Source organism: Thalassolituus hydrocarboniclasticus (assembly GCF_025345565.1).
GTDB classification, from domain to species: Bacteria; Pseudomonadota; Gammaproteobacteria; order Pseudomonadales; family Oceanobacteraceae; genus Venatoribacter; species Venatoribacter hydrocarboniclasticus.
This window is the reverse complement of record NZ_CP054475.1, coordinates 1,184,461-1,207,400: the sequence shown is the minus strand read 5'-3', so window position 1 is coordinate 1,207,400 and position 22,940 is coordinate 1,184,461. Positions and strand designations below refer to the sequence as shown.

The following is a 22,940-nucleotide window of genomic DNA, read 5'->3' as shown; positions in this document are numbered from 1 at the left end:
TTATTCCTCTGCCGCGGAAAGCGCGCTGTTTACGCTGTCGGTATTCTGTTCTGCCAGTGTTGCGGGAATGACCGATGTCGCGATACGGATCATAGTATCGGCCGGTAATTCACCGACTACCGTCACCCGTAAGCGCCCCGGACTGTCACCATCATCCGCGCTGGCGGAATGATCACGATAGCGCACAACCGCTGCTGTTGCGCCCCAGCGGCTGGTCATTTCCGGCAGATGCTCCTGGCTGACCGGATCAATAAACAGGGTAAACGCCGCCAGACCATCGCTGTACATCAGGCGTACCGGCAGTTTGCTCATGGCCTTAACTGACTCATTATTCTGTTCAGCCGCCATTTGCGGCTGCGGCGATCCGGCCTGAATCACTGCCGTAATATGAAAACCAGACGGAACCCAACCAGGTAACCAGCCAATACCGGCCGTACTGATCTGCTCATGGTCGGGGGAAACAGGGTAAAGAGTCAGTTTATGTCCCTGATCATCAGGCTCAAAGGCGCTTGCCGGGATGTCAGCCCCAATTTCAATCTGGGCAAACTGGAAACGCTCCAGCACCTGTTGCTGATGATTCAGCAGATCAGAGCGCAGCAGCAGACCGGTAACCTGATCAAGCCAGAGCTGATAACCATAGCGGTCGGCATCCACAGGCGTTACCTGCAGCCGCTGAGCAAAGCGGCCGGCAATGCGTTCAACGCCACCTAAAGTAAAGTGGTACTGGCCATCAACATCCATTACCCGGGAAAAACCGTGCAATGGATTGCTGAGTTCGCTGTTCAGGCGTGGAGAGTGATCGCCGGGATGAATGCAGACGATGTCATGGCCATGACGCACCATTTTGCGCGGCAGGCCGGTAAGGTGCTGCAGTTTTTCCTGCTCCACACCATCAATGACTGCGTGGGTGATGGCGAGGGTTTGCCATTGCTGGCCGTCGCCATACATAAGCACACCACGGTAATTCTGTTGCTGAAAGGCCTGGGTCATGCGTTCCAGCCAGCCCCGGGCGCCTTCCTCAGCCTGCGTGCTAAGCACGAGCAGACTGAAACTCAGGGTAAGCAGTAGTCTGCCTGCCCTCATTTGCTGCCCTCAGCAGGTTGCTGGAAATCCACCACACGGGCAAAAGGAATAGCCGCGCGGCTACCGGTCATGGTGGCCTGTTCGGTATGCTGCAGCACGTACTCCTGCAGTTTACGCTGGGCAGCTTCAAGCTGTGCCGCATCCGCTTCGGACAGTGCCTGTACCGGTGCGGAAGCCAGCTGCACCGGCGCTGGCGCCTGCGTTTGCTGTTCGGCGACCAGTGCCACAGGATCGGCCGTATTCATACGTACGCCAACCAGCACTGCCAGCGTCACCGATGCAGCAACGGCAGTGGAGGCCAGCCAGCGGAAGCGGTGGCTGCTGGCGGCGACCGGCTGTGGACGGCTCACTTCATCCATCGGCTCGCCATCCAGCGCCTGCATAATGCCACGTGACAGATCAACAGCCGCGGCAGGCTCACCGCGCATCAGTGAACCAATCATCTGATAACGCTGCCAGGTACCGCGCAGTTCATCGTCCTGCTCGAGCTGATTAAGTAAACGGCGGACTTCCAGTTCGTCGGTTTCACCGTCCATCAGGGCGGATAAGGATTCGTTCATGCGTTCATTCATCGGTTGCTATCCTCCCGGTCAGGCAATGGCGCTGGCGGTATCGGCCAGCAGTGGCTGCATTTTGCGGTCAATGGCTTCACGGGCGCGGAAGATACGCGACCGTACGGTGCCGATCGGACATTCCATCACCTCGGCAATTTCTTCATAGCTCATACCTTCAAGCTCACGCAGGGTTACCGCCATACGCAGCTCCTCCGGCAGGGCTTCGATGGCGTCAAACACCACTTTCTGCAACTGATCGCGCTGCAGCAGACCATCCGGAGTTTCGATATCTTTCATGTTAGCTTCGTCAGCAAAAAACTCGGCATCATCCAGATCAATATCGCGGGTCGGTGTTTTACGCCCACGGCTGACCAGATAATTTTTTGCCGTATTCACTGCGATGCGGTACATCCAGGTATAAAACTGACTTTCACCACGAAAGCCGGGCAGCGCCCGGTAGGCCTTGATAAAGGCTTCCTGAGTAACGTCCTGAGCTTCAGCAAAGTCGGGCACAAAGCGTCCGACCAGCGCCAGAATGCGGTGCTGATATTTGATGACCAGCAGATCGAACGCGCGCCGGTCGCCCTTCTGTACGCGGGCAACCAGTTGCCGATCTGTAGATTGTTGATCTGTCATGCTTTTTTCCGCTGTCGTGCGCTGTGTCTCTACAGCCATTGCTAAGCTCATCTACCCAGCCTCCTGTATGCCAGTGTGTCGACCTGGTTCTGGGAGGATAGAGGGGATTTGTTCGGATTAGTTCCGCCAGAGTGTATCATGGCTGGCAAATGTGGCCGATGACGGACGGAAAGTTCTTCCCCGTACAGCGTCCGTTATGGCCCGTCCGGCACTGGCATAAGCCACCGCGGCGGCATTATAGTGCCCACCACTTTGATACGTACAATAAAGCATGAGCCAATCTTTCTCTTTCGATGTTCTTATTATTGGCAGCGGTGCCGCCGGCCTGACGCTGGGTCTGTCGCTGCCTGATCACATCAATGCCGCCATCATCAGCAAAGACAGCCTGGATGCCGGCTCCACCCGCTGGGCCCAGGGCGGCGTGGCGGCGGTGCTGGATGAAGACGACAGTGTTGAAGCCCACGTGCAGGACACCCTGATCGCCGGTGCCGGTCTGTGTCATGAACCCAGCGTGCGTTTTACCGTGGAAAACTCCACCGCAGCCATCCAGTGGCTGATTGATATCGGCGTGCCTTTTACCCAGGACAGTCCGGATCATTTTCACCTGACCCGCGAAGGTGGCCACAGCGCACGGCGCATCATTCACGCCGCCGATGCGACCGGCCATGCCATCTCCGATACGCTGCTGGCACGGGCGAAAGAAAAGCCCAACCTCAAGCTGCTGCAGAACTACATCGCCATTGATCTGATCACCCGCGAAAAACTCGGCAGCGGCGGTCATGGCTGTATCGGTGCCTATTTCCTCAATAACGATACCGGCGATGTCGACGTCATTACCGCCCGCTCGGTGGTGCTTGCCACCGGTGGCGCCAGCAAGGTGTATCTGTACACCAGTAATCCGGACGGCGCTTCCGGCGATGGCATCGCCATGGCCTGGCGCGCCGGTTGCCGCGTCGCCAATATGGAATTCAATCAGTTCCACCCGACCTGCCTGTATCACCCGCAGGCCAAATCCTTCCTGATTACCGAAGCGGTGCGCGGTGAAGGTGGCAAGCTGTTGCTGCCCAACGGCCAGCGCTTTATGCAGCGCTTCGATAAACGCGCCGAACTGGCACCACGGGATATCGTCGCCCGCGCCATCGACCATGAGATGAAGCGCATCGGTGCTGACTGCCTGTTCCTCGATATCAGCCACAAACCGGCTGACTTTATCAAAGAGCACTTCCCTACTATTTATGAACGCTGTCTGGAACTGGGTATCGACATTACCCGCCAGCCGATTCCGGTGGTACCGGCGGCGCACTACACCTGTGGTGGCGTGGTAACCGATATCCATGGCCGCACCGATATCGAAAACCTGTATGCCATCGGCGAAACCGCCAGCACCGGTCTGCACGGGGCCAACCGCCTGGCCAGCAATTCGCTGCTTGAGTGCCTGGTGTTTGCCCGCTCCGCCGCGGCGCATATTGCCGCCAATATCGACCGTAACGAACCGGCCCCCAAGGCGCCGGCCTGGGATGCCAGCCAGGTGACTGATTCCGATGAAGACGTGGTAATTGCCCATAACTGGGACGAGTTACGACGCTTTATGTGGGACTACGTTGGCATTGTACGCACCACCAAACGTCTGGTGCGCGCCAAGCACCGGGTGCAGATGCTGCGGCAGGAGATTCAGGAGTTTTACAGCAACTACCGGGTAAGTAATGACTTACTTGAGCTGCGCAATCTGGTGGATGTGGCCGACGTGATCATCCGCTCGGCACTGCTGCGCAAAGAAAGCCGCGGCCTGCATTTCAGCCGTGACTATCCGCAACCGCTGCCACGCGCCTTCGATACCGTGCTGACGCCTAAATATCTGAAAGAACTGGGCGAACTCTGAGCTGGCTCTGCCCGGATCTGAACCCGCTCAAACCCGGAGCATCAGTGCAGATCGTTATATAACGCCGCCGTCAGGCGGCGGTAATCCTCCGCACTGCTCAGGCTGTCAGGCCGGATCATCAGCCGCTGCCAGGGCCAGAACGACCACTCCAGTATCAGCACATCCGCCCGCCTTACACTGCCACTGCGCCAGCGCACCGGCAGCCTGCGACCACGATACTCAAACCACCAGCCACGGCTGTCATAACCGAGTTTACGCACCACAGGTTGGCGCCAGCCCCAGGCTGTCAGAACCAACAGGAAAAATGCCGCACATAACCACCACAAAAACGGCAGCAGCCAGACAAGAATCAGCAGGGAAAACAACAGAAAGACGCCATCGAGCCAGCGTTGACGGCGCGATGACTGCAGTACCCACTCAGCGGTTGCGGGCATGCTCCCGCACCAGTTCAATAATGCGAGCCAGATCGGCATTATCCGGAACCTGATGCTCCATAAACCAGGTAAACAGGTCCGGATCTTCACATTCCAGCAGCTGACGGTAGCGGGCCTGATCGTCCGCGCTCAGGCCGGTAAAAGCTTCTTCGGCAAAAGGAACCAGTAATACGTCCAGCTCCAGCATGCCCCGGCGGCTATGCCAGCGGACGCGTTTTGCTTCAATTTCGTCAGACACTCGGAACTCCCAGATAAACAATAAAAGTAAACAACAGAAGGTAAACGGCAGCAGTCGCAGGGTGCGGCCACGCCGGTGATAAAACCGCAGTATATCAAAGCTGGCAGCGGATACCGCTATCCCGACGGTGGTATAAGCCCGATAGCCACACAATCTGCAACGTTAAGAGTATGACCAATTTGCAGTAAACTGCGGCCATATTGTTATCACCGACACAAGACCCGTATTCATTATGTCTGAAGCATCCATCGTACTTCCCGGCCAAATTGACCCGCAGGGGTTCATCCCGGAGCAACCTGCCACACAGGGGCTGACCTGGCTTTCCGCCTTTGCCCTGCTGGAAATCAGCGGCCCGGACAGTGAACGCTTTCTGCAGGGACAATTAACCTGCGATATGACCAGCCTTAAAGCAGACCGCTGGACTCTGGGCGCTTGCTGTACTGCCAAAGGCCGCATGGTGGCGAACTTTGTGATTGCCCGCCATGGCGACAGCGTCTGGCTGCGCCTGCCTCGGGCTCAGGTCAGCGCGCTACGCCAGCATCTGGCACGCTACGCGGTGTTTTTTAAGGTTGCCATGACAGAACATCTGGACGACTGGCTGGTTACTGCCGACGTACCTGCCGATGTGCCTGCCAAGCTGTCTGCGTACGACGACAACCCTGACAGCCTGAGCGATGGCCGCCTGCTGCAGCACGACAGCAGTGATAACAGCCTGACCCTGCACTGGCCGGATGGCCGCGTTGAATACTGGCTGCCAGCAGAAAAAGCCAACGCCCAACTCCAACAGGCCCCGGAACTTATTGCCGAGCAGCAATGGTGGCTGGGCGACATTGCCGAAGGCATTGTCTGGGTCGAAGAAGCCAGCCGCGAAGCCTGGGTGCCACAGTTTATCGACTGGCATATCCATGAGGGCATCAGCTTCCGCAAAGGTTGCTATACCGGTCAGGAGATCGTGGCGCGTCTGCAGTATCTGGGCAAAAGCAAAAAGAATCTGGTCGCCGTCAGCACAACGCAGGATGAAGTTATCGGCATCATGACACCGCTACAGGACAGTAACGGTAAGACGCTGGGCGACATTGCCGCCTGGTGCGGCCGCCTTGGCCTGGCGGTAATGAACAGTGACTGGCCGGAAAGCGGCATAAAAGCCGGGGAAATTCCCGTCACTCTCGCCCGTCTTTCCTATACTGAAGGCACAACTGAGCAGAATAACAGCGACGCTGATCCTGCCATCACAGACAACTGATCCGGCCACAGGGCCGGAGCGCTTAAGAGGCCGGCCCATGAGCAACCTGGCACAACAGGTAAAAGACGATATCGTAGCCCAGATCAAGAAGGACGAACTGGTGCTGCCCACCCTGCCCGAGATTGCTTTACGTGTACGCGAAGTGGCAGAAGATGCCAACGCCACCATTCCCCAGCTGAGTCAGATCATCGCTCAGGACCCGGCGCTCAGTGCGCGCATTATCAAGGTAACCAACAGCCCGTTAATTCGCGCCAACAGCCCGGTCACCGACCTTGGCACCGCTATTTCGCGCCTGGGTATCGATTTCACCAGTAATCTGGCCATCGGCCTGGCCATGGAGCAGATGTTTCAGGCCACCCACGACATTATTGATAAACGCATGCGCGAATGCTGGGCACGGGCCATGGAGATCGCCTCATCGGCTCAGGTGCTGGCACGGCATTTCACTAAATTGCAGCCCGATCAGGCCATGCTCGCCGGACTAGTACATCAGATCGGTATGCTGCCGATTCTGGCTTATGCCGAAAATCACAGCGACCTGCTCAACGACAGCTTCTCACTGGATCTGGTACTGGAAAAACTGCATCCGTCTCTGGGCAGCTATATTTTGCGCAGCTGGGAGTTTTCACCGGATCTGGTCAATGTACCGAAAGAATATCTGAATCTGCAGCATCAGGCCGACAGTGCGGATTACTGCGACCTGATCCAGGTTGCCACGCTGCAAAGCTACGACGGCAGCGATCACCCGCTGGCACGGATCAAGCGCAGTGAGCTGGGTTCCTATCAGCGCCTGGGACTGGATGCCGACGATGAAGTTACCCAATGGCAGGAACTGACTGAAGAAGCCGAAGCCACGCAAAACGCGCTGCGCTGAGTGCCAACTAAATACCGGCCAGCGGGTGCTTATCCTGCGGCCAGGGAGATTCCAGCAACGCCTCAATCCAGCTGGCCGGCACATCATCCACATGAGCGTGCTGCCAGCGCGGGCTGAAATCTTTATCCACCACCATGGCGCGAATGCCTTCGGCAAAGTCCGGATGCCGCACCGACTGATAGGCCAGCACCAGCTCCCACTGCACCACCTCTTTTAAACTCATCTGCTTGCCGCGGTGCAACTGCTCCATAATCAGATGTGCCGTTGCCGGACAACCAGCTTTAAAGTTATTCAGTCCCTGCTGCAGCCAGGCGTTGTCTGTGCTGTGCGCCGCAAAACGCGCGGCTATTTTGCTCAGATCGTCGCAGGCAAACAGCTCATTCAGTTCGGCCCGCACCGACTGCAGCTGGCTGGCCGGCATCTCCGCCGCTGCTGAGCCTTCAAGCTGCTGCAACAGAGAGCGCACGCAATAATGGTTTTCGGCCTGGTTATCGCTCCAGTTTTGCTGACGCAGCTGCGCCAGAACCTCATCCAGCTGGGCGTGCTGCAGGCAATAGTGAGTCAGTTTCAGGTCTTTGCAATCAACGGCATTCATATGGCTGCCGGACAGCCCCATCCAGTGACCCGCCGGATATGGCAAACGTGACAGATACCAGGTGGCAGCAACATCCGGGAACAGACCGATGCGGACTTCCGGCCAGGCCAGCTTCAGTGTCTCAGTACCAACGCGGTGATTAGCGCCGATAAACAGCCCTAAGCCACCGCCCATGACAAAGCCATTTCCCCAGGCAATCAGCGGCTTGGAAAACAGGTGAACACGGTAGTTTTTGCCATATTCGCCGCTGAAAAAATTGTCGGCATAACGGCAATGCTCATCGCCTTCGGCCTGCATGCTGTCATACAGCTGACGGATATCGCCACCGGCACAGAAGGCTTTATCACCGGCACCACGCATCAGTACCGCCACCAGCTTGTCGCTCTTTTCCCAGCGCTTCAGCTGCTTGTCGATCAGATTCACCATGGTCAGATCGACAGCATTCATGGCTTTTGGGGCATTCAGGGTCAGAACACCAATCTTATGGCCAGAACGGGTCGTCAGGGTGTCAAACAAAACCGGGGATTCAACAGTCAAAACAGTCTCCTTGAATGTTCCCAGGGCCTGCTCATCTTTATTAAACAGGCTCTGATAATGCTCAGTCAGCGCAGAACCGGCAGACAATCCGGCTGCCGTACGCGCATCATACAGGAGTGTTACACTCACACGGAAAGCAACCGTACGCCAGAGTGAACACCCAGCATGACGCCGTTACTGAGTCTGATCATAATTGCCGCCATTATCGGCCTGTTACTGCTGCTGATGCTAGTCGACCGAGGTAGCAGAGGCAGTGAATTATCGGCTCTGGCTGATCAGCTGAAACTGGCTTACCGGCCTTATGCCTCACTCAGCCAGCGTATCCGCGACGCGCACTTTCAGCTGCTGGATATTGGCCAGTTCCGCCATTTCCGTCATCTGCTTGAAGGGCAACTGGAGAACGATGACAGCCGCTACCTTAATCTGTTTGATTACAGCCTGATCGGGGCCGGAGGTGCGTCGACTCAGACCGTTATTCTGTTGCCCTGCCCGCTGCCCGAGGCCAGTGCCTTCAGCATCTGTCGCAAGCGCTGGTTGCAGGAAGATGTGTTTTCCGAAAGCCAGCACAAGAAGCTCGCCTCATTAACGGCACAGCAAAAACCCCTGCTGCTGCGCCAGTGGCAGCTGCACAGCCAGAATGGCGAACGCCTGTGGGCCTTACTGAAACCAGAGGTCTGCGACTGGCTTTTGGCGCATCCTCACCTTCACATTGAATGGGCAGATGGCATCCTGCTGCTTTGCCGGCCTCACCATGTTCTGCCGCCAGCCCAGATCGAAGACGCCCTGCAGCACGCCCTGCAACTGATCAAACGTCTGCAGGACAGTGCCAGAACGGTCTGAACCAGCGTCTTTCAATAATAAAATTACAGGTATTTTTTATGCGGCCTATCTCAGCCATGTTTCAGACGTCCACCCGCTTGCTTATCGGCGCCACGACCTTCGCAGCATTAATGTTGAGCGGCTGCTCGGCCAGTCAGCAGGAAGTGATTTATGACAAAGCCATTAACCTGGCCCGCAGCAGCGCCGACCTGACCCTGAAACAGGCCGATACCGGCGATGTGGAAATGCGTTATCTGGAACGTCAGGGCACAGGGCCAACCGTCTTATTGCTGCATGGTTTTTCTGCCAACAAAGATACCTGGCTGAAATTTGCCGCTGAAATGCCACAGGATTATCACCTGGTTATTCCCGACCTGGCCGGTCACGGTGACACCCCGGCACCATCAACTCAGGATTATAATTTAATCCGCCAGGCTGAACGCCTGCATAAGCTGATGGCTGCGACGGGCGCTGAACAATTCCATATTGCCGGTAACTCCATGGGCGGTGCCATCAGTGCCATTTATGCCACCCGCTATCCGCAACAGATTCTCAGCCTGACCTTAATTGATGCTGCCGGTGTTGATGCGCCAGAGCAAAGCGAATATATGCAGGCGCTGGCCGAAGGCAAAAATCCGTTAATCGCTACCGACGAAGAAAGTTTTGAATACCGCTGGAATTTCGTCATGAGTGAACCACCACTATTGCCATGGCCGCTGCGTCCGGTGGTTGTGCGTAAAACCATCGCCCGCGAAGGTATTAACCGCGAAATATTCAGCGATATGCTCGCTACCCGCGAAGAGCTGGCAGCCAGCCAGTTTGAACAACAGCTGAGCGAAAAAGTCACCATGCCAACGCTGATTATCTGGGGAGAGGAAGACCGCGTACTGGATGTATCAGCCGCACAGGTATTCAAAGAAAAGCTGCCACAGGCACAGGTAAAAATTTATCCGGGAATTGGTCATTTACCGATGGTCGAAATTCCGGCTGAAACGGCAGAGTTATACAGCCGTTTTATTGCCGTTACGGAGTAATCCGGGCAAGAATTTTTTGCGCTAAAAGAGGCCTGATTTAATCGGGCCTCTGCTTATCCTTAATGACATTCTTTCATCCGCAGCAATAACAATACAGCAGATCTCCGGAGTCGCTTTCCTGTTGTTTTAATCTGAAGAATGCCTGGGTATTTCCTGACGGAAAGCGGCGCTGTCAGAGCTTACTTACTGCGAAGAGCAAAGCCCTGACAATATACTGAGCAGCTCTGACAACATACGATAACGACGTTTATTCGTCCGCCCAGGACAGTACCTGCCCGGTTACGGCACCGCCATCAATAACGAATTCACTGCCGGTAGAATAGGTGGCTTCGGTCAACATAAAGCGTGCCATGCGTGCGACCTCAAGCGCCTCTCCAAAACGGGGAATGGGTTGCGCCTGAGCAATATTATCGGGCAAGCCATCGGTCATGGCAGTGCGTATTGGCCCCGGGTGCAATGACAGCACGCGGATATTATATGGCGCCAGGTCCAGCGCCGCGGCCTTGGTCAGTCCGCGTACGCCCCATTTACTGGCAACATAACCGGCAAGACCGCCATACCCCTGCAAACCCGCCGTGGATGAGGTATTGATAATGGCCCCGCCCCCCGCTTTTTTCAGCGCCGGTGTGACGCAATGAATGCCGAGAAACACACCGTACAAATTGATATCGGTTACGCGCTTAAACTCTTGTGGCGAACTGTTTTCTGCACCACTGAAACCCACGACTCCGGCATTATTGAATAGTGCGTTCAGGCCGCCGAATTCTGCTTCGGCAAAAGCGATTGCCTGCTCCCAGTCGGTAACGCTGACCACATCCAGATGGCGGTAACGCACCCGTGCACCCAGTTCCTCAGCCAGAGCATTTCCTGCATCGTCCTGCACATCGGCAATCAATACCTGAGCACCTTCACCTGCTAACAGTCTGGCGGTAGCGGCACCAATGCCACTGGCGCCACCTGTGATCAGTATTTTCAGATCCTGCGTTGCGATTACATCCATAATGATTCTCCATGTTAAATCTGCAGCCGGCATTTGCCGGATTATGATCAAAGCATAGGCAAAAAAAATCCGCTGCTATACCAATAGCAGCGGATTATGCGTTATTGCACTAACGCCCGGTTTATTGGCGGGTCAGGGTTTTATCAAAGGCACGGGTCACTTCACCGCTGACTTTATCAACGGTATAGGACGTAGCGCGGAACTCATCGCCGGCGATCTCGATATAAAAGAAGCCCAGAATATTATCCTGTTGCCAGTAAGCGGCGTTGCGCTCGGTATCTTTGAATTCACGACTCTTAGCACCGGCGCCGGATACCATATGCAGGGTTTTACCGCACTTATCAGCAGGTTTGAGGAATTGCAGCTCATGGTCGTGGCCAGCAATCATCACATCCACTTTGTTACAGACGTGATCTTTAAGCATGTCGTAATACACCACGCCGGCGCCCGGGAAGCCGTCATACATACCGGCATTACCGTGTTTACCGTTAGACAGGAATGGATGGTGGGCGAAAGCGATTTTCCACGGTGCGGAAGCGTTATTCAGCTCACGGTCAATCCATTCTGCCTGAGTCTTTTTGTACGGCAGCTGCCAGTATTCAGCATCAGCATCGCCCACGGCGGCCAGCGGGTTGGAATCGAGGGAGAAGAAGTTAATCAGAGGCTGCTCTTCGTTTAACGGCGCGGAGAAGGTGTAGTAACGCGCCGGCATCTGCCACTTATTGCTTGGGCGGTTCTGCTGGTAGTGATAATCCACCTGAATATCACCTTTATCGTTATCCAGACCGTCACCACCGAATAACCAGGAGTTATCGTGGTTGCCCAGCGTCATGTAGAACGGGAAGTCGAGGTTTTTATACGGATCTTCAAATTTGGTCTGAAACTGGATGTCCGATACCGAATCCACGCCGGCTTCATAAATGTTATCGCCCAGTCCGATGGCGAAATCACAACCACGCTCGGCACACACAGACTCCAGCGCCGCAGCCACTTTGTACTGACCATCAGCACCGGTACCCATATCGCCAATGGCGATAAAACGCACGGTCTTGTTGACGGTACCCACATCCGGCAGCGAATCCGGGGTTTCCGACATGGCCAGTGCCTGAGCGGCGACCACAGAGCCCAACAACGCGGGAAGCATTATTTTTTTCATAGGTATCTCCTTTATCAGCGATGAGAACAACATTGTGAGAACCGCCATAGCATAATGGCACCATGTTACAGCTTTGTTTTTGTTTTATGGCATCGCAGATAACAGCACAAAGGTACCAGTACAGAAAGGACAGTACCGGCCAGAGCCTCAGGAACAGGCCATAATACCGGAACCGGATAGCCGCACAGCGTCATTTCGGCCATATTCAACACAGGCCAGCCACTCTACACTGCGCGCCTTTATAACCAATACCGAAGAACCCAGCTATGGCAAACACAGATAAAGCAAACCGCCCTAACCGACTCAGCACTGTGGTCAGTAAAGTGAATAAACTGCCGGTCGCCTGGCGCGCCAAGGCACTGTCACTGGTGATGGGCCGGGTGATTCCTTTCGCTGGCACCGCCGGCACCCGCGTAGAAAAACTGACCCCGCAGGAATGCGTGATCGTTATGCGCAACAAGAAGAAGGTGCAGAACCATATCGGCAGTGTGCACGCCGCCGCCATGGGTCTGCTGGCCGAGTCGGCCACTGGCTTTATGACCGGCATGAGCGTACCCGATGACCGCATCATTGTTATCCGCTCCATGCAGCTGGAATACCTCAAACGTGCCAGCGGCGATATGAAAGCGGTGGCAAGCTTCAGCGATGAGCAGCTCGACTATGTGAAGAACACCGAAAAAGGCGATATCGAAGTGCCGGTTGTAATCACCGATGGCAGCGGTACCGAAACCGTTAAAGCCACCATGGTGTGGGCGTGGACGCCGAAGAAGAAGTAAGTTGTTGCCGATAAAACAACGTATATAAAAACAGGGGCATAAGCCCCTGTTTTTTTAACACCGTCTGATGTTAAGTATTGGCAGCCATATATTCACGGCGCTTTTGTTCGCCGTCGATATAACGTAACCACTGGTCAGCCATTTTTTCTGCTTCGGCAAACTTCTGCGCTTGTTCAAAGCTGTCGCGTGCGTACGCCAGATCATCCAGATTAAACAGAATCAGACCTTTCAGAATATAGGCCGAAGAAGGCTGCTGCAGCTTACCCAGCTTCAGCGCTTTATCGACGTTATTCAGTGCCAGCTTCCATTCCTGACGTTCGGTATGAATCTGCGCCAGCTTGTAGAAATCTTTACCGGCCTGCGAAGCTTCGGCTGCTTTGGCCATGACCACGATGGCTTTGTCGTATTCTTTCGCCAGCATCCAGGCATCACCCAGCAAAGACAGATTTTTAGCACTGGTTTCAATCTTTTTGTCTTTCATGCCATCTTCAAGAATGGCAGCGGCTTTATACGGAATTTCCTGCCCTAATAAAGCCTGCGCCAGATTCACCAGCTCGCTTTCTTTGCTCAGCAAACCCTGCTCGTGTGCGGTTTCCAGCGCCGCCAGTTCTTTCAGCGGCTGGCCAAGTTCGCTGTAAACAGCCGCCAGTTGCACCCAGTACTGGGCTTTAGGGTACAGGGTCGACAGATCCTGCAGACAGCGCGCCAGATTTTTGAAATCTTTGTTCTGGTAGTACACCGCACGCTCCAGCAGCAGCCAGTTTTCTTTTGGCTGGTTGCCTTGCTCTTTGGTCATGGCGATGGCTTTTTTCACATCCGGCAGCGCCTGCTGATATTTCTCCAGCTGGAACTGCATCTGTGCGCGCAGAATAAAAGCTTCAGCATTCGGTTTTTCAACCATTGCGAACCATTTATTCAGTTCAGCCAGTGCATTTTTATAATCTTCCTGAATCAGGTAGAGCTTAGCCAGACTGTACAGTGTGGTTTGCTCCAGACTTTCCGGAATATTTTTGGTGGCAACGACGTTTTTATAGGCACCAATAGCGTTCGTGTAATCTTCCTGATTAAAGTACACATAGGCGAACATATTGTGTGTCATCGCCTGTTCGTAACTGTTGCGTTTGATTTTCTCAACCGCATTCAGCGCCTCAATGGCTTCGGCATATTTCTTTTCATCAGACAACGCACGTGCAGCATCCAGCTTTTTATAGATATGCGGGCGTAAAGTCTGAGCACGGCGTACACGTTTCTTTTCTGCAGAAGAAGATTGCGCTTCTGCCTGCTGATCCTTGCTCTGCGACCAGGCAGCCGCTGGCGCAAGCATGCTTGCGCCATAGGCCAGTACCGCAGTCATCAGCACAGCAACGGGTTGTTTCATAGCATTCGTCATAAAGGACTCCTGTTATCTGCCACTCTTATCCAGTTCAAAACGGATAATGTTGCGTACGCCTTTTACCTCAACGGCTTTACCGTTTTCGATTTTCGGCTTGTATTTGAATTTGGTAACCGCCGCCATCGCTTCACGGTCAAAAATACCCGGCGGATCGGCTTCAATAACATGCGGCTCGGTCACCGTACCCAGCGTGGTTACGGTGAATTCCACCACCACATAACCTTCAATACCTTTCTGCGCGGCACGGCGCGGATAATTAGGTGCAACTTTTACGATCGGTAAAAATTCACCATCACCACTGCCGCCACCGAGTCCGGCATCAACGTTAAGATCGGCGCCAAGATCAAATCCACCGATATCAAAACCATCGGTATTTGCCTGTGCCATGTCCGGGCGCGGCATATCCGGTTTTGGTGGTTCGGCCGGCGGCGTTGGTGGCTTCTGTGGCTTGCGCTCTTTGGTGCGGACTTCGTCGTCTGGCTTATCCATCACGAAGCTCTGAATGCGGCCAAAGTCCTGTTCGTTCAGCACCGATCCTCCGGTGCTGATCAGGCTCTGCATCATCCAGAACACCGCAAAGGTAGCGACGGCTGCAACCGCCAGCGCAGCGCCGAAGCGTAGCAAGCTGGATTGCATGATCAGCGCTCCTCAGTCGCCAGTGATACATCATAAACACCGGCCTGACGGGCAGCGTCCATTACCGCTACCAGCTGACGGGTTTTGGCTTCCTCATCGGCCTGAATAACGACAGTACCCTGCGGATTCTCAGCGTGCATGCGTTCGATATTGGCGCGTACCTGGCTTTCATCAACTTTGCGTTTGTTAATCCAGATTTCACCCATGTCGTTAATGGCAATCAGGATATTGGCACGCGGTTTGGACTGCGCTGTGCTGGCATCCGGACGGTTGACTTCGATACCGGATTCTTTAACGAACGAGGCCGTTACGATAAAGAAAATCAGCATAATAAATACCACGTCCAGCATCGGCGTAATGTCGATTTCGCCTTCTTCTGCCTGCGGGGTTAAATTCGAAAAACCACGTCTCATACTATTAATTCCAATTAGTGGTCAAAAGTTAACTGGTCTTCAAGGCGAATTTTTTCGCGCTTGATAAAACGTTCGAGCAGTGACTGGGCAAATACCCCGGTCAGTGCGCCGACCATCCCGGCCATGGTTGGAATGGTGGCTTTGGAAATACCGGAGGCCATGGCTTTCGGACTGCCGTTCCCCAGAAATGCCATCACATCAAATACTTCAATCATGCCCGTTACCGTTCCCAGTAAGCCGAACAGTGGCGCCAGTCCAATCACCATTTTGATGGTGCTCATATTGGCGCTTAAATTAATGTTCAGCTGGCTGATCAGATCCTGACGGATCTGATGCGCATGCCAGGAGCGGCGCTCACTGCGCGCTTCCCATTCCTGTACCGCGGCGGCCAGAGCCGGGCGGTACGAGAACATAAAATAAGCGGCGCGTTCGAGTACCAGTAACCAGAGGATAAAAATCAGTCCGAAGATGGCGTAGAGGACGTCGCCTCCACGCTCCATAAACAGATATACCGGTTCGTACAATTCACCGAACATCATGGGTTACGCCGCTGTTGCCTGAGGTTTGGTCTGCTGTTCGGACTGACGCGCCAGAATACCGGTGGCGCGTTCTTCCAGAATCATCATCAGTTCACGTGAACGGTTGTTGGTTAAGGTATGCAGGAACACACAAGGAATTGCCGCTACCAGACCCAGAACCGTTGTTACCAGTGCCTGAGAAATACCACCTGCCATCAGTTTCGGATCACCGGTACCGAACAGCGACATGGTTTCGAATACATCGATCATACCGGTCACCGTACCCAGCAGACCCAGCAATGGCGCAACCACGGAAATAATTTTGATCCAGCCAATGGCACGGGTTAAACGTGGAATTTCCGCGGCGATTGCTTCACCCAGATGCAGTTCCAGGGTTTCGGTATCAGCATTTTTATTGGCATTAAATACAGCCATTACACGACCCAGAGCGTTATTTTCGTTTGGCGTGTCGTTATCCATCTGTGCACGGATTTTTCCGGCTTCGCTGTACAGTACAACCATGCGCCACAGAGCCAGGGCAATACCAATAGCACCCAGAACAATAATGATGTAACCAACCACACCACCCTGATCAACACGGTCACCCAGCTCTGGTGACTGACCCATGATTTTCAGCAGCTGACCACGGGAAGGATCGATCCAGAAACCGGTCAGTTCAGTGCCATTGGCAGAAGCCAGTTCGGCAGCAGGATCGGTATAACGGCTGCCAGGCTGCTTATCCAGCTCGACCAGACGACCGGCTTCCAGATCCCAGTTCAGGTATTTATCAGCAGAGACAACGTTAAAGCCGCCAACACGAATAACCTGCTCTTCCGTTGTATCACCGCTTGGCAGTACCACTTGCGCGTTGTAAGTGGATACACGGCCGCTGTAGGTCATTTCACGCTGCATTTCGAACCACAGACGTTCCAGTTCTTCAATGGATGGCAGCTTGGAAGAAGAACCTGCGGTTTTAATCAGATCGGTCAGGAACTGCTCTCGACCCGGTAATTCAGAACTGATAACAGAACCTTCAAATACCGCTTTGGTATCGCCGGCCACCTGCTGCAGTACACCGAATAATTCTTTCAGACTGCCCAGACGGTTATTCAGACGCTCCTGAGCTTCTGCCACTGCAGTTTCGTTCTGCTGAAATTCTTTTTCTTTCTGTGCGCTCAGCTGCTCGAGACGGGTGCGCTCATTCTGCGCATCGGCAACCATTTTTTCCTGCTCAGCTTTTGACTGATTAAAACGTGCCAGACGCTGTTTGAATTCTTTATCGTCACGGGCCTGACCCTGTTTAACCAGATTCAGCAGAGAATCAACACTGACCGGCTCCGCCGCCTGAACATGAGTATTCAGACCCAGCACCAGAGCGGCACTTAAAAACAAAGATTGCAGTTTCATTATTTAGTCTCCTGCTGTGCTGAAACGGGTGCGGCGACAGGCACTTTAATCAGATCCGGTGCAGCCTGTTCACGGGCGATACGGATACCGGCCATCAGCTTGCTTTTAAAGGATGCGTCCAGTGGCTCCCACTGATTAGCCGCGGTGTTCCATACACCCAGCTCCTGACCGTCCAGTGACTGATACATCAGGGAAATACGGCCCACGCGCAGGAAATCCACTTCACGGCTCTGGCCGTTGTTATCCAGCGTGCCACGGTACGATTCGATGGTGCGGCCATAATCGACTTCGGCCTGATAGGCTTCTGTTACTTTGCGGTATTTCTCGGCAACGGTTACGTCCGAACGGCCCATCATATTTTTCAGGTTGGCAACGCGCTTGCTGCGCTCTTCGGCCAGAAACGGTACATCGGCGGCCACAAACTGGTCGATGGCATCAATCATACGCAGCATAAGCGGCGTGATCTGACGCTCAACCAGCGTGACGTTTTTAATGCTGGCTTCAATACTGGCCAGCTCATCCTGCTGGGCTTTCAGCTGCTTATTCAGCTGTGCTACGTAAACATTGAGGCCGTCAATTTCTTTGACCAGACCACGGTATTCACGCTCCTGAGCGCGGATACTGTTATCAACAGAATCAATTTTCTGCTGCGATTGCTGTGCTTTGTTGGCGCGGTTAACGCCCTGATCCAGAGCACCGTCTACCGTGGCGGCAGAAGCACCCATTACCACGCCTGCGCTGAGCATGGCGGCCGCCAGAAGGTTGCGAGTTCGCAGTTGCATCGGCATATGTGTATTACCTGTTTTGTTCTCAATTCGTCTGCGTGACGCAGACTCCCCAAATTCAGAGCGCAAGATACTGCAGTTCTGTGACAGTTCTATTACATGACAGAAAGGCTGCATTTTTATGACAGGGTGTCATTTATTGCGGGAGCGACTGCATACAAGGAGCCGAGAAAAACAGGACGGAGAGTAAAGCAGGTACAGGAAATTAAATAAAAACGGCGCCCGAAGGCGCCGTCAGTTTTTAGCATGCGTTTTATTTATTACTCAGCAGCTACTGCAACCGCAGGGTTAGCCTGAGTGGCAACGCCATCCAGAGAGCCCGGAATAATCCAGCCAGCCCACCAGGCATTTGCAGCAGTGGTACCCGGAGCAACGGCACCTGCGTAGTTGGTGTTGTCGAAGGCAAAACCAGAACCGTTATCCGCAGGTTCCCACGCACTGACAGTAACAGAACTGGAAGTCAGTGCCACGGCGTCAGTCATAGTCAGCGACTGGTTACCAACGGTGCCAGCTTCTGTCGTGGTGCTACCGGTACGGTAGAAGTTTGTGCAGCTGCCAACCACGTTAGTGAAAGAAACATCGGATGGTACAGTACCAGCTTCAGTACCGGTCACAGCGCTGTCGATGCGTGCACAGGTGCCCCAGTTCATGGCAACGCTATTGTACAAACGTACATTAACGGCACCGCGCAGACGCATTGCAGGCTCGCCACCAACATTGGAAACAGGACCACCGATCAGGGTAATGTTAGCCAGAGCGCCTTCTGTCTGTGGAACGAATTCAGCATCAGAAGAGTTAGCTTCGATACCACGCGGATCATTGGTACCACTAGGGTTTGCTTTGGTTGCATCCTTACGCACGATCGCGTACTGCACATTACCCTTCCAGCCGGTATCAAAGTCGATATCGTCATCATCGTTACCGGTCAGAACCGCGTATTTAACGTTTACAGTACCACCGAACCATTCGATACCATCATCCAGGTTATTGTGAACCTGAATGTACTCAATGCTGGTGCCATGACCAACACCCATCAGGGTCAGACCGTTTACTTCGTTATTAGGACCTGCAACCTTTCCGGCTTCAGCAATACGAACGTACTTCAGTACACCGCTGTTATCCGCCGGCTCATTACCACCGTAGAAACCAACAGCAACACCACCTTCACCCTGTACGTTACAAACAGTACCTTCACCGTAACAGGCACCGGTATTACCAGCACCGTACTGAGGAGCAAAGCCCTGGATGATTACACCACCCCATTCGCCCAGACCATCAAAGTTTTCGTCAGCAGCAGAGCTGAAAGTGATCGGGTTAGCAGCTGTACCTTCAGCCATAATTTTGGAGCCACGGGTTACGATCAGAACACCATCATCCAGACCCTGTACATGGGTGCCCGGCTCAACAGTCAGAATAGCGCCATCAGCTTTGAGGCCGGCTACGTCAGCAGCCGTAATACCTACGTTACCACGACCTACTTTTACCAGACCGTCCAGCAGCCAGGTTTTGTCAGCGGTCAGGGTATAGTCCTCATCAATAGTACCTGTCAGAGTACAGACATCGCCTTCGCAGCTTACAAAGCTTTTTGCGACAGGATCAGAACCATTGCTTTTGTTGTCATCGCCACCACAACCAACAAGTGCAGCGGATACAATGGCTAATGCCAGGTAGTTCTTTTTAAGTTCCATTTCTTTTCCTCAATTGCTAATGCAGAGTCAATTATTCAACCGGGAATAAGTATTCCCGGGTTATATTTCAATAAGATTACAAATCAGAAAATATATTCGACAGAGGCGGAATATTTACGCCCTTCAAAATAGCTTTCGATTTCATCATCACCGCGTGAAAAGCTTACTTTCGAATCATTCAGATTACTGGCTTTGGCTTTTACCGAAAGCTGTTCGTTGACGTCATAGTTATAAGTGAGGTCAATAGTTACCCGCGCATCCTCAACTTCTTCGGACAACTGGCCCCGACTGGTTGCATATATGCGATCATCAAAATAATTCAGCAATAAAGTGACAGACTGACCTGTGGGTAAATGATCAAATCCAACCTGAAGATTTCCCAGATATTCTGATTGCCCCTGAAGCTTACGCTTTGTCGTTCCTTCCAGACGCTCGGCATCTGTTCCGCTCAGATCGACTTCAGAATCAACCCACGCAGCATTACCTCCCAGGAAAGAACTCCAGACATCGCCACTGAATGTATTCACACGAAAATCAATCTCTACCCCCTGAAGTGTGGCACCCGGAGCATTGGCAAAGGTGTAACCTTCAGCCGCATTACCATCACCGTCGACGACAGAACGCTCAATAGGGTCACTTACATCTTTATAGAAAAATGCCAGGGAAATACTTTCATCATCCGAAAAATAATATTCACCGCGTAAATCTGCATTCATAATTTCTGAAATAATCAGATTAGGGTTGCCTACCAAAAGATCATCGGTTTCCGGATCGTATTGCGCGGATTGAGAGCGCTCGGTAATACCCGGCTTAGAAATAGTCTGAGACAGACTGGCACGAATCTGAGCTTCATCATTCATACGCCAAACAGCAGACAAAGCGGGCAGAAACTTACTTTCGTCCAATTTACTGTTGCTTGAATCCTGGTTCGGATATTTTATTTCCTGAGAAAATGATTCAAGGCGACCACCAGCCAGTACCGATACAGATCCCAGATCAAGTTCCGCAGAAACATAATAGGCAAGTGTCTCATCGGTAGCTTCATAGTCATCGGTGTCCGTTGTACTACCGAGGAATACAACATAACGGTCAGCGATATTCTCAGCAGTCAGGATCTCTTCGAGTGTCAGGGATGTATCCACTGCCGGGTCCGTAATGGCACGGTTAGAATAACGCGCCAGATCCACTTCACGATCTTTTACGTTGTACATCAGACCGGTTTTAAGGCGGAAAAGAATATCATCCAGCATAATATCTGACTGATAATCCACACCGAGATCATAAACATTCTCTGTCAGATCAGAATACCGGCGTTCAACAGATCCCAGTAAGCGCAAAGGCTGATTGGTATTCAGACCACGACCATACTGATAACTGCGACGATCCGGCTCATAGCGTGAACTTTGAGCAAAACCGATGCGCCATGATAACTCGTCATCTCCCAGTAAACTGAAGTTGTGCAGACCCGAGAATTGCTGGCCAAGATACTGGCGCTCAACCCACTGCAGAGTGGTCGATGCAATCTCCTGGTTTTTTCCGTCATCTTCTACCGTTTGAGTACGGATCGTATTATCGGTTTTACGCAACAGAACAGACTTACTTTCATAGCTGCTGTTGCCGTATTCCAGGCCGTAAACAAAATAACCGGTTAAATCAACTTTACGCTTGGTACGTTCATAGCTCCCCACGGTGCCAAGATCATTAATTCTTGCGTCATGGCGTGCTTCAATTTCATCTTTATATTGCAGTGCAAAATAGCTGCCGTTTGCACCGTAATCAGTCTCATTAAAATCACTTACTGACAAAGAGAAGCCACGGTCTGGACGCGCTTCAACCTGATCAACATTGTAATTATTTTCAAATGACTGCCCCAGCTTAACCTGCTCACTTTCCGGAAGACAGTTGGACTGCGCACAACCAAAACGGGGATTATCCAGGCCGCCGTTGGTCAGGTTCTCGGCAAATGAGGGCTGCTCACGGGTACCATCGTCTATACCTAACCAGTCAGTACTGCCACCTTCATAGCCATTAATATCACTGAAGGTGGTACGATCATTAATAGCCAGAGACGCAGAAATTTTAACCGCTGAATCAGTCGGCATTTCTTTTGTCTTCATGCGGATGGCACCGCCGGTAGAATCTCCAGGAAGGTCTGGAGTGAAGGTTTTCTGAATTTCAATTCCACCCAGAACACTGGACGGGAAAAGATCCAGCGGAACATCGCGGCGCATAGGATCGGTACTTGGCATCAGGCTGCCATTCAGGGTGGAAGAAATGTACCGGCCCTGCATACCACGTACAACCGCAAACTGTCCGCCCACAACCGATACACCGGCAACACGCTTTAATGCAGAGGCGGCAGAGGAATCACCAAAGCGTGCCATCTGTTCTGTACCAATGGCATTCAGAACAGCCGACGAGTCACGCTGCTGTGCCGTTGCGGTAGACGGAATATAAGATCCAACCGCAACCACTTCTTCAATCATGCCGTCACCCGACATGCTCATAGTCATGTTGATGCCGGTATTAACGTTGGACATAACGCGTACAGAAGATACATCGCGCTTGCCATAATTCGGGTGTGCAATATTCAGCGCATATTCACCGCGCGGTAATTCAAAACTGAAAAAGCCATCGGCATCAGTCATCATGGCCATTTCGGTACCGGCAACAGAAATACGTGCTCCGCTGACCGGGCCACCGGTTTCATCAGATTGCAGATAACCGGAAATCTGGCCAACAGCAGGCGCTTCTTCCTGACCCGGTGTGTAGATATTAATTTCCGGCATCGGCTCGCCGCCGACCATGTCAACCTGAACTTCAGCATTCTGGTTACTGCCTGCGGTAGCAAAATCAAATTCGCCTAACCACTCACCGTATTTGGAAAGCTCAACTTTGTGATCGCCTTTTTTAATATCAAAAACGACAAAGCCCGATGCTCCGACCAGTTTTTTCTGGCCGTCTACGCTGACGGCAAGATCACGTACCGCGCTGCCATCTTCGGTGATATATAAAACAGCTTCACCAGCCATCAGCTGAGAAACGAATAAAGACGATGCCGCTGCAAGCAACACACGAGTTGGTTTCATTACGCCCCCTACGAGGAATACAGGAATTAACAGGCGGCGCCGTAAACGAGTGACAGAATGGCAGTCAATTAACTGTTGTCGTCCGTGATACTCTTCTGACTCAAGCTGGAATCAGCAGCCGCACCTTAAGTGCGGTGCAGTATGTTGCGGTTA

22 protein-coding genes are annotated in these 22,940 nt (G+C 53.1%); 6 read left to right on the top strand and 16 right to left on the bottom strand.

Annotated features, from left to right (window positions below):
- Genes HUF19_RS05350 through rpoE form a run of 3 tightly spaced genes read right to left on the bottom strand, consistent with a single transcriptional unit; the run spans position 1 to position 2,273 of the window.
- Complete coding sequence (locus HUF19_RS05350; protein WP_260998823.1) at positions 1 to 1,083, bottom strand: MucB/RseB C-terminal domain-containing protein; 1,083 nt, start codon at positions 1,081 to 1,083, stop codon at positions 1 to 3.
- Positions 1,080 to 1,655: a sigma-E factor negative regulatory protein gene (locus tag HUF19_RS05345; protein ID WP_260998822.1), complete on the bottom strand. Its 576-nt coding sequence runs from the start codon at positions 1,653 to 1,655 to the stop codon at positions 1,080 to 1,082. The genes HUF19_RS05350 and HUF19_RS05345 overlap by 4 nt, the downstream gene beginning before the upstream one ends.
- 18 nt (positions 1,656 to 1,673) lie before the next feature.
- Complete coding sequence (gene rpoE / locus HUF19_RS05340; protein ID WP_145469163.1) at positions 1,674 to 2,273, bottom strand: RNA polymerase sigma factor RpoE; 600 nt, start codon at positions 2,271 to 2,273, stop codon at positions 1,674 to 1,676.
- A 271-nt stretch (positions 2,274 to 2,544) separates the two neighbouring features.
- Between rpoE and nadB the strand changes: the two genes are divergently transcribed.
- Positions 2,545 to 4,152 carry an L-aspartate oxidase gene (gene nadB / locus HUF19_RS05335; protein WP_260998821.1) on the top strand — a complete coding sequence of 536 codons (1,608 nt, stop codon included), beginning with the start codon at positions 2,545 to 2,547 and terminating at the stop codon, positions 4,150 to 4,152.
- Between the two features lie 41 nt (positions 4,153 to 4,193).
- On the opposite strand, the gene HUF19_RS05330 is transcribed toward nadB, so the two are convergent.
- Together HUF19_RS05330 and HUF19_RS05325 are read right to left on the bottom strand one after the other, a co-directional pair.
- On the bottom strand, positions 4,194 to 4,586 hold the full coding sequence (locus HUF19_RS05330) for a hypothetical protein (protein ID WP_260998820.1): 393 nt from the start codon (positions 4,584 to 4,586) through the stop codon (positions 4,194 to 4,196).
- Positions 4,570 to 4,824, bottom strand: a complete 255-nt coding sequence (locus HUF19_RS05325) for an FAD assembly factor SdhE (protein WP_145469160.1) — start codon at positions 4,822 to 4,824, stop codon at positions 4,570 to 4,572. The genes HUF19_RS05330 and HUF19_RS05325 overlap by 17 nt, the downstream gene beginning before the upstream one ends.
- 232 nt (positions 4,825 to 5,056) lie before the next feature.
- On the opposite strand from HUF19_RS05325, the gene ygfZ reads away from it, so the two are divergent.
- Positions 5,057 to 6,067, top strand: coding sequence for a CAF17-like 4Fe-4S cluster assembly/insertion protein YgfZ (ygfZ, locus tag HUF19_RS05320; RefSeq protein WP_260998819.1), 1,011 nt, complete (start codon positions 5,057 to 5,059; stop codon positions 6,065 to 6,067).
- 37 nt (positions 6,068 to 6,104) lie between these two features.
- On the top strand, positions 6,105 to 6,941 hold the full coding sequence (locus HUF19_RS05315; protein WP_145469158.1) for an HDOD domain-containing protein: 837 nt from the start codon (positions 6,105 to 6,107) through the stop codon (positions 6,939 to 6,941).
- Positions 6,942 to 6,948: 7 nt separating this feature from the next.
- Here the strand turns inward: HUF19_RS05315 and HUF19_RS05310 are convergent, their stop codons facing one another.
- Entirely contained in the window at positions 6,949 to 8,073 is a 1,125-nt protein-coding gene (locus HUF19_RS05310) for an enoyl-CoA hydratase/isomerase family protein (protein ID WP_260998818.1), read from the bottom strand.
- Positions 8,074 to 8,238: 165 nt separating this feature from the next.
- Here HUF19_RS05310 and HUF19_RS05305 point away from each other — a divergent pair, with 165 nt between their 5' ends.
- Positions 8,239 to 8,913 carry a hypothetical protein gene (locus tag HUF19_RS05305; RefSeq protein WP_260998817.1) on the top strand — a complete coding sequence of 225 codons (675 nt, stop codon included), beginning with the start codon at positions 8,239 to 8,241 and terminating at the stop codon, positions 8,911 to 8,913.
- A 38-nt stretch (positions 8,914 to 8,951) separates the two neighbouring features.
- Positions 8,952 to 9,926, top strand: a complete 975-nt coding sequence (locus HUF19_RS05300; protein ID WP_260998816.1) for an alpha/beta fold hydrolase — start codon at positions 8,952 to 8,954, stop codon at positions 9,924 to 9,926.
- Between the two features lie 247 nt (positions 9,927 to 10,173).
- Here the strand turns inward: HUF19_RS05300 and HUF19_RS05295 are convergent, their stop codons facing one another.
- Both HUF19_RS05295 and HUF19_RS05290 read right to left on the bottom strand, forming a co-directional pair.
- On the bottom strand, positions 10,174 to 10,926 hold the full coding sequence (locus tag HUF19_RS05295) for an SDR family oxidoreductase (protein WP_260998815.1): 753 nt from the start codon (positions 10,924 to 10,926) through the stop codon (positions 10,174 to 10,176).
- Between the two features lie 121 nt (positions 10,927 to 11,047).
- Positions 11,048 to 12,082 (bottom strand): metallophosphoesterase, encoded by a 1,035-nt coding sequence (locus HUF19_RS05290; RefSeq protein WP_260998814.1) that lies wholly within the window; start codon positions 12,080 to 12,082, stop codon positions 11,048 to 11,050.
- A 266-nt stretch (positions 12,083 to 12,348) separates the two neighbouring features.
- Here HUF19_RS05290 and HUF19_RS05285 point away from each other — a divergent pair, with 266 nt between their 5' ends.
- A complete protein-coding gene (locus HUF19_RS05285) occupies positions 12,349 to 12,858 on the top strand; it encodes a DUF4442 domain-containing protein (protein ID WP_145469149.1) in 510 nt (169 codons plus the stop codon).
- Positions 12,859 to 12,928: 70 nt separating this feature from the next.
- On the opposite strand, the gene HUF19_RS05280 is transcribed toward HUF19_RS05285, so the two are convergent.
- The 8 genes from HUF19_RS05280 to HUF19_RS05245 all read right to left on the bottom strand — a co-directional run bounded on the left by HUF19_RS05280 (position 12,929) and on the right by HUF19_RS05245 (position 22,787).
- Positions 12,929 to 14,248: a tetratricopeptide repeat protein gene (locus tag HUF19_RS05280; protein WP_260998813.1), complete on the bottom strand. Its 1,320-nt coding sequence runs from the start codon at positions 14,246 to 14,248 to the stop codon at positions 12,929 to 12,931.
- A gap of 12 nt (positions 14,249 to 14,260) precedes the next feature.
- A complete protein-coding gene (locus HUF19_RS05275) occupies positions 14,261 to 14,887 on the bottom strand; it encodes an energy transducer TonB (protein WP_145469145.1) in 627 nt (208 codons plus the stop codon).
- Positions 14,888 to 14,889: 2 nt separating this feature from the next.
- Positions 14,890 to 15,300, bottom strand: coding sequence for an ExbD/TolR family protein (locus HUF19_RS05270; protein ID WP_145469144.1), 411 nt, complete (start codon positions 15,298 to 15,300; stop codon positions 14,890 to 14,892).
- A 14-nt stretch (positions 15,301 to 15,314) separates the two neighbouring features.
- Entirely contained in the window at positions 15,315 to 15,839 is a 525-nt protein-coding gene (locus tag HUF19_RS05265; RefSeq protein ID WP_225691511.1) for a MotA/TolQ/ExbB proton channel family protein, read from the bottom strand.
- Between the two features lie 3 nt (positions 15,840 to 15,842).
- Entirely contained in the window at positions 15,843 to 17,225 is a 1,383-nt protein-coding gene (locus HUF19_RS05260) for a MotA/TolQ/ExbB proton channel family protein (RefSeq protein ID WP_260998812.1), read from the bottom strand.
- Positions 17,225 to 18,007: a DUF3450 domain-containing protein gene (locus tag HUF19_RS05255; protein WP_260998811.1), complete on the bottom strand. Its 783-nt coding sequence runs from the start codon at positions 18,005 to 18,007 to the stop codon at positions 17,225 to 17,227. Before HUF19_RS05255 ends, HUF19_RS05260 begins: the two co-directional genes overlap by 1 nt.
- 263 nt (positions 18,008 to 18,270) lie before the next feature.
- Positions 18,271 to 19,698, bottom strand: coding sequence for a beta-helix domain-containing protein (locus HUF19_RS05250; protein WP_260998810.1), 1,428 nt, complete (start codon positions 19,696 to 19,698; stop codon positions 18,271 to 18,273).
- An 83-nt stretch (positions 19,699 to 19,781) separates the two neighbouring features.
- On the bottom strand, positions 19,782 to 22,787 hold the full coding sequence (locus HUF19_RS05245) for a TonB-dependent receptor (RefSeq protein WP_260998809.1): 3,006 nt from the start codon (positions 22,785 to 22,787) through the stop codon (positions 19,782 to 19,784).
- Positions 22,788 to 22,940: the final 153 nt, after the last annotated feature.

Bases quoted from the DNA above. Each gene is read 5' to 3' on its own strand.
- HUF19_RS05250 (WP_260998810.1), bottom strand. From the start codon at position 19,698: ATGGAACTTAAAAAGAACTACCTGGCATTAGCCATTGTATCCGCTGCA.
- HUF19_RS05270 (WP_145469144.1), bottom strand. From the start codon at position 15,300: ATGAGACGTGGTTTTTCGAATTTAACCCCGCAGGCAGAAGAAGGCGAA.
- HUF19_RS05280 (WP_260998813.1), bottom strand. From the start codon at position 14,248: ATGACGAATGCTATGAAACAACCCGTTGCTGTGCTGATGACTGCGGTA.
- HUF19_RS05275 (WP_145469145.1), bottom strand. From the start codon at position 14,887: ATGCAATCCAGCTTGCTACGCTTCGGCGCTGCGCTGGCGGTTGCAGCC.
- HUF19_RS05345 (WP_260998822.1), bottom strand. From the start codon at position 1,655: ATGAATGAACGCATGAACGAATCCTTATCCGCCCTGATGGACGGTGAA.
- rpoE (WP_145469163.1), bottom strand. From the start codon at position 2,273: ATGACAGATCAACAATCTACAGATCGGCAACTGGTTGCCCGCGTACAG.
- HUF19_RS05245 (WP_260998809.1), bottom strand. From the start codon at position 22,787: ATGAAACCAACTCGTGTGTTGCTTGCAGCGGCATCGTCTTTATTCGTT.
- HUF19_RS05265 (WP_225691511.1), bottom strand. From the start codon at position 15,839: ATGATGTTCGGTGAATTGTACGAACCGGTATATCTGTTTATGGAGCGT.
- HUF19_RS05315 (WP_145469158.1), top strand. From the start codon at position 6,105: ATGAGCAACCTGGCACAACAGGTAAAAGACGATATCGTAGCCCAGATC.
- HUF19_RS05330 (WP_260998820.1), bottom strand. From the start codon at position 4,586: ATGCCCGCAACCGCTGAGTGGGTACTGCAGTCATCGCGCCGTCAACGC.
- HUF19_RS05285 (WP_145469149.1), top strand. From the start codon at position 12,349: ATGGCAAACACAGATAAAGCAAACCGCCCTAACCGACTCAGCACTGTG.
- HUF19_RS05290 (WP_260998814.1), bottom strand. From the start codon at position 12,082: ATGAAAAAAATAATGCTTCCCGCGTTGTTGGGCTCTGTGGTCGCCGCT.
- HUF19_RS05305 (WP_260998817.1), top strand. From the start codon at position 8,239: ATGACGCCGTTACTGAGTCTGATCATAATTGCCGCCATTATCGGCCTG.
- ygfZ (WP_260998819.1), top strand. From the start codon at position 5,057: ATGTCTGAAGCATCCATCGTACTTCCCGGCCAAATTGACCCGCAGGGG.
- HUF19_RS05300 (WP_260998816.1), top strand. From the start codon at position 8,952: ATGCGGCCTATCTCAGCCATGTTTCAGACGTCCACCCGCTTGCTTATC.
- HUF19_RS05260 (WP_260998812.1), bottom strand. From the start codon at position 17,225: ATGAAACTGCAATCTTTGTTTTTAAGTGCCGCTCTGGTGCTGGGTCTG.
- HUF19_RS05350 (WP_260998823.1), bottom strand. From the start codon at position 1,083: ATGAGGGCAGGCAGACTACTGCTTACCCTGAGTTTCAGTCTGCTCGTG.
- nadB (WP_260998821.1), top strand. From the start codon at position 2,545: ATGAGCCAATCTTTCTCTTTCGATGTTCTTATTATTGGCAGCGGTGCC.
- HUF19_RS05255 (WP_260998811.1), bottom strand. From the start codon at position 18,007: ATGCAACTGCGAACTCGCAACCTTCTGGCGGCCGCCATGCTCAGCGCA.
- HUF19_RS05295 (WP_260998815.1), bottom strand. From the start codon at position 10,926: ATGGATGTAATCGCAACGCAGGATCTGAAAATACTGATCACAGGTGGC.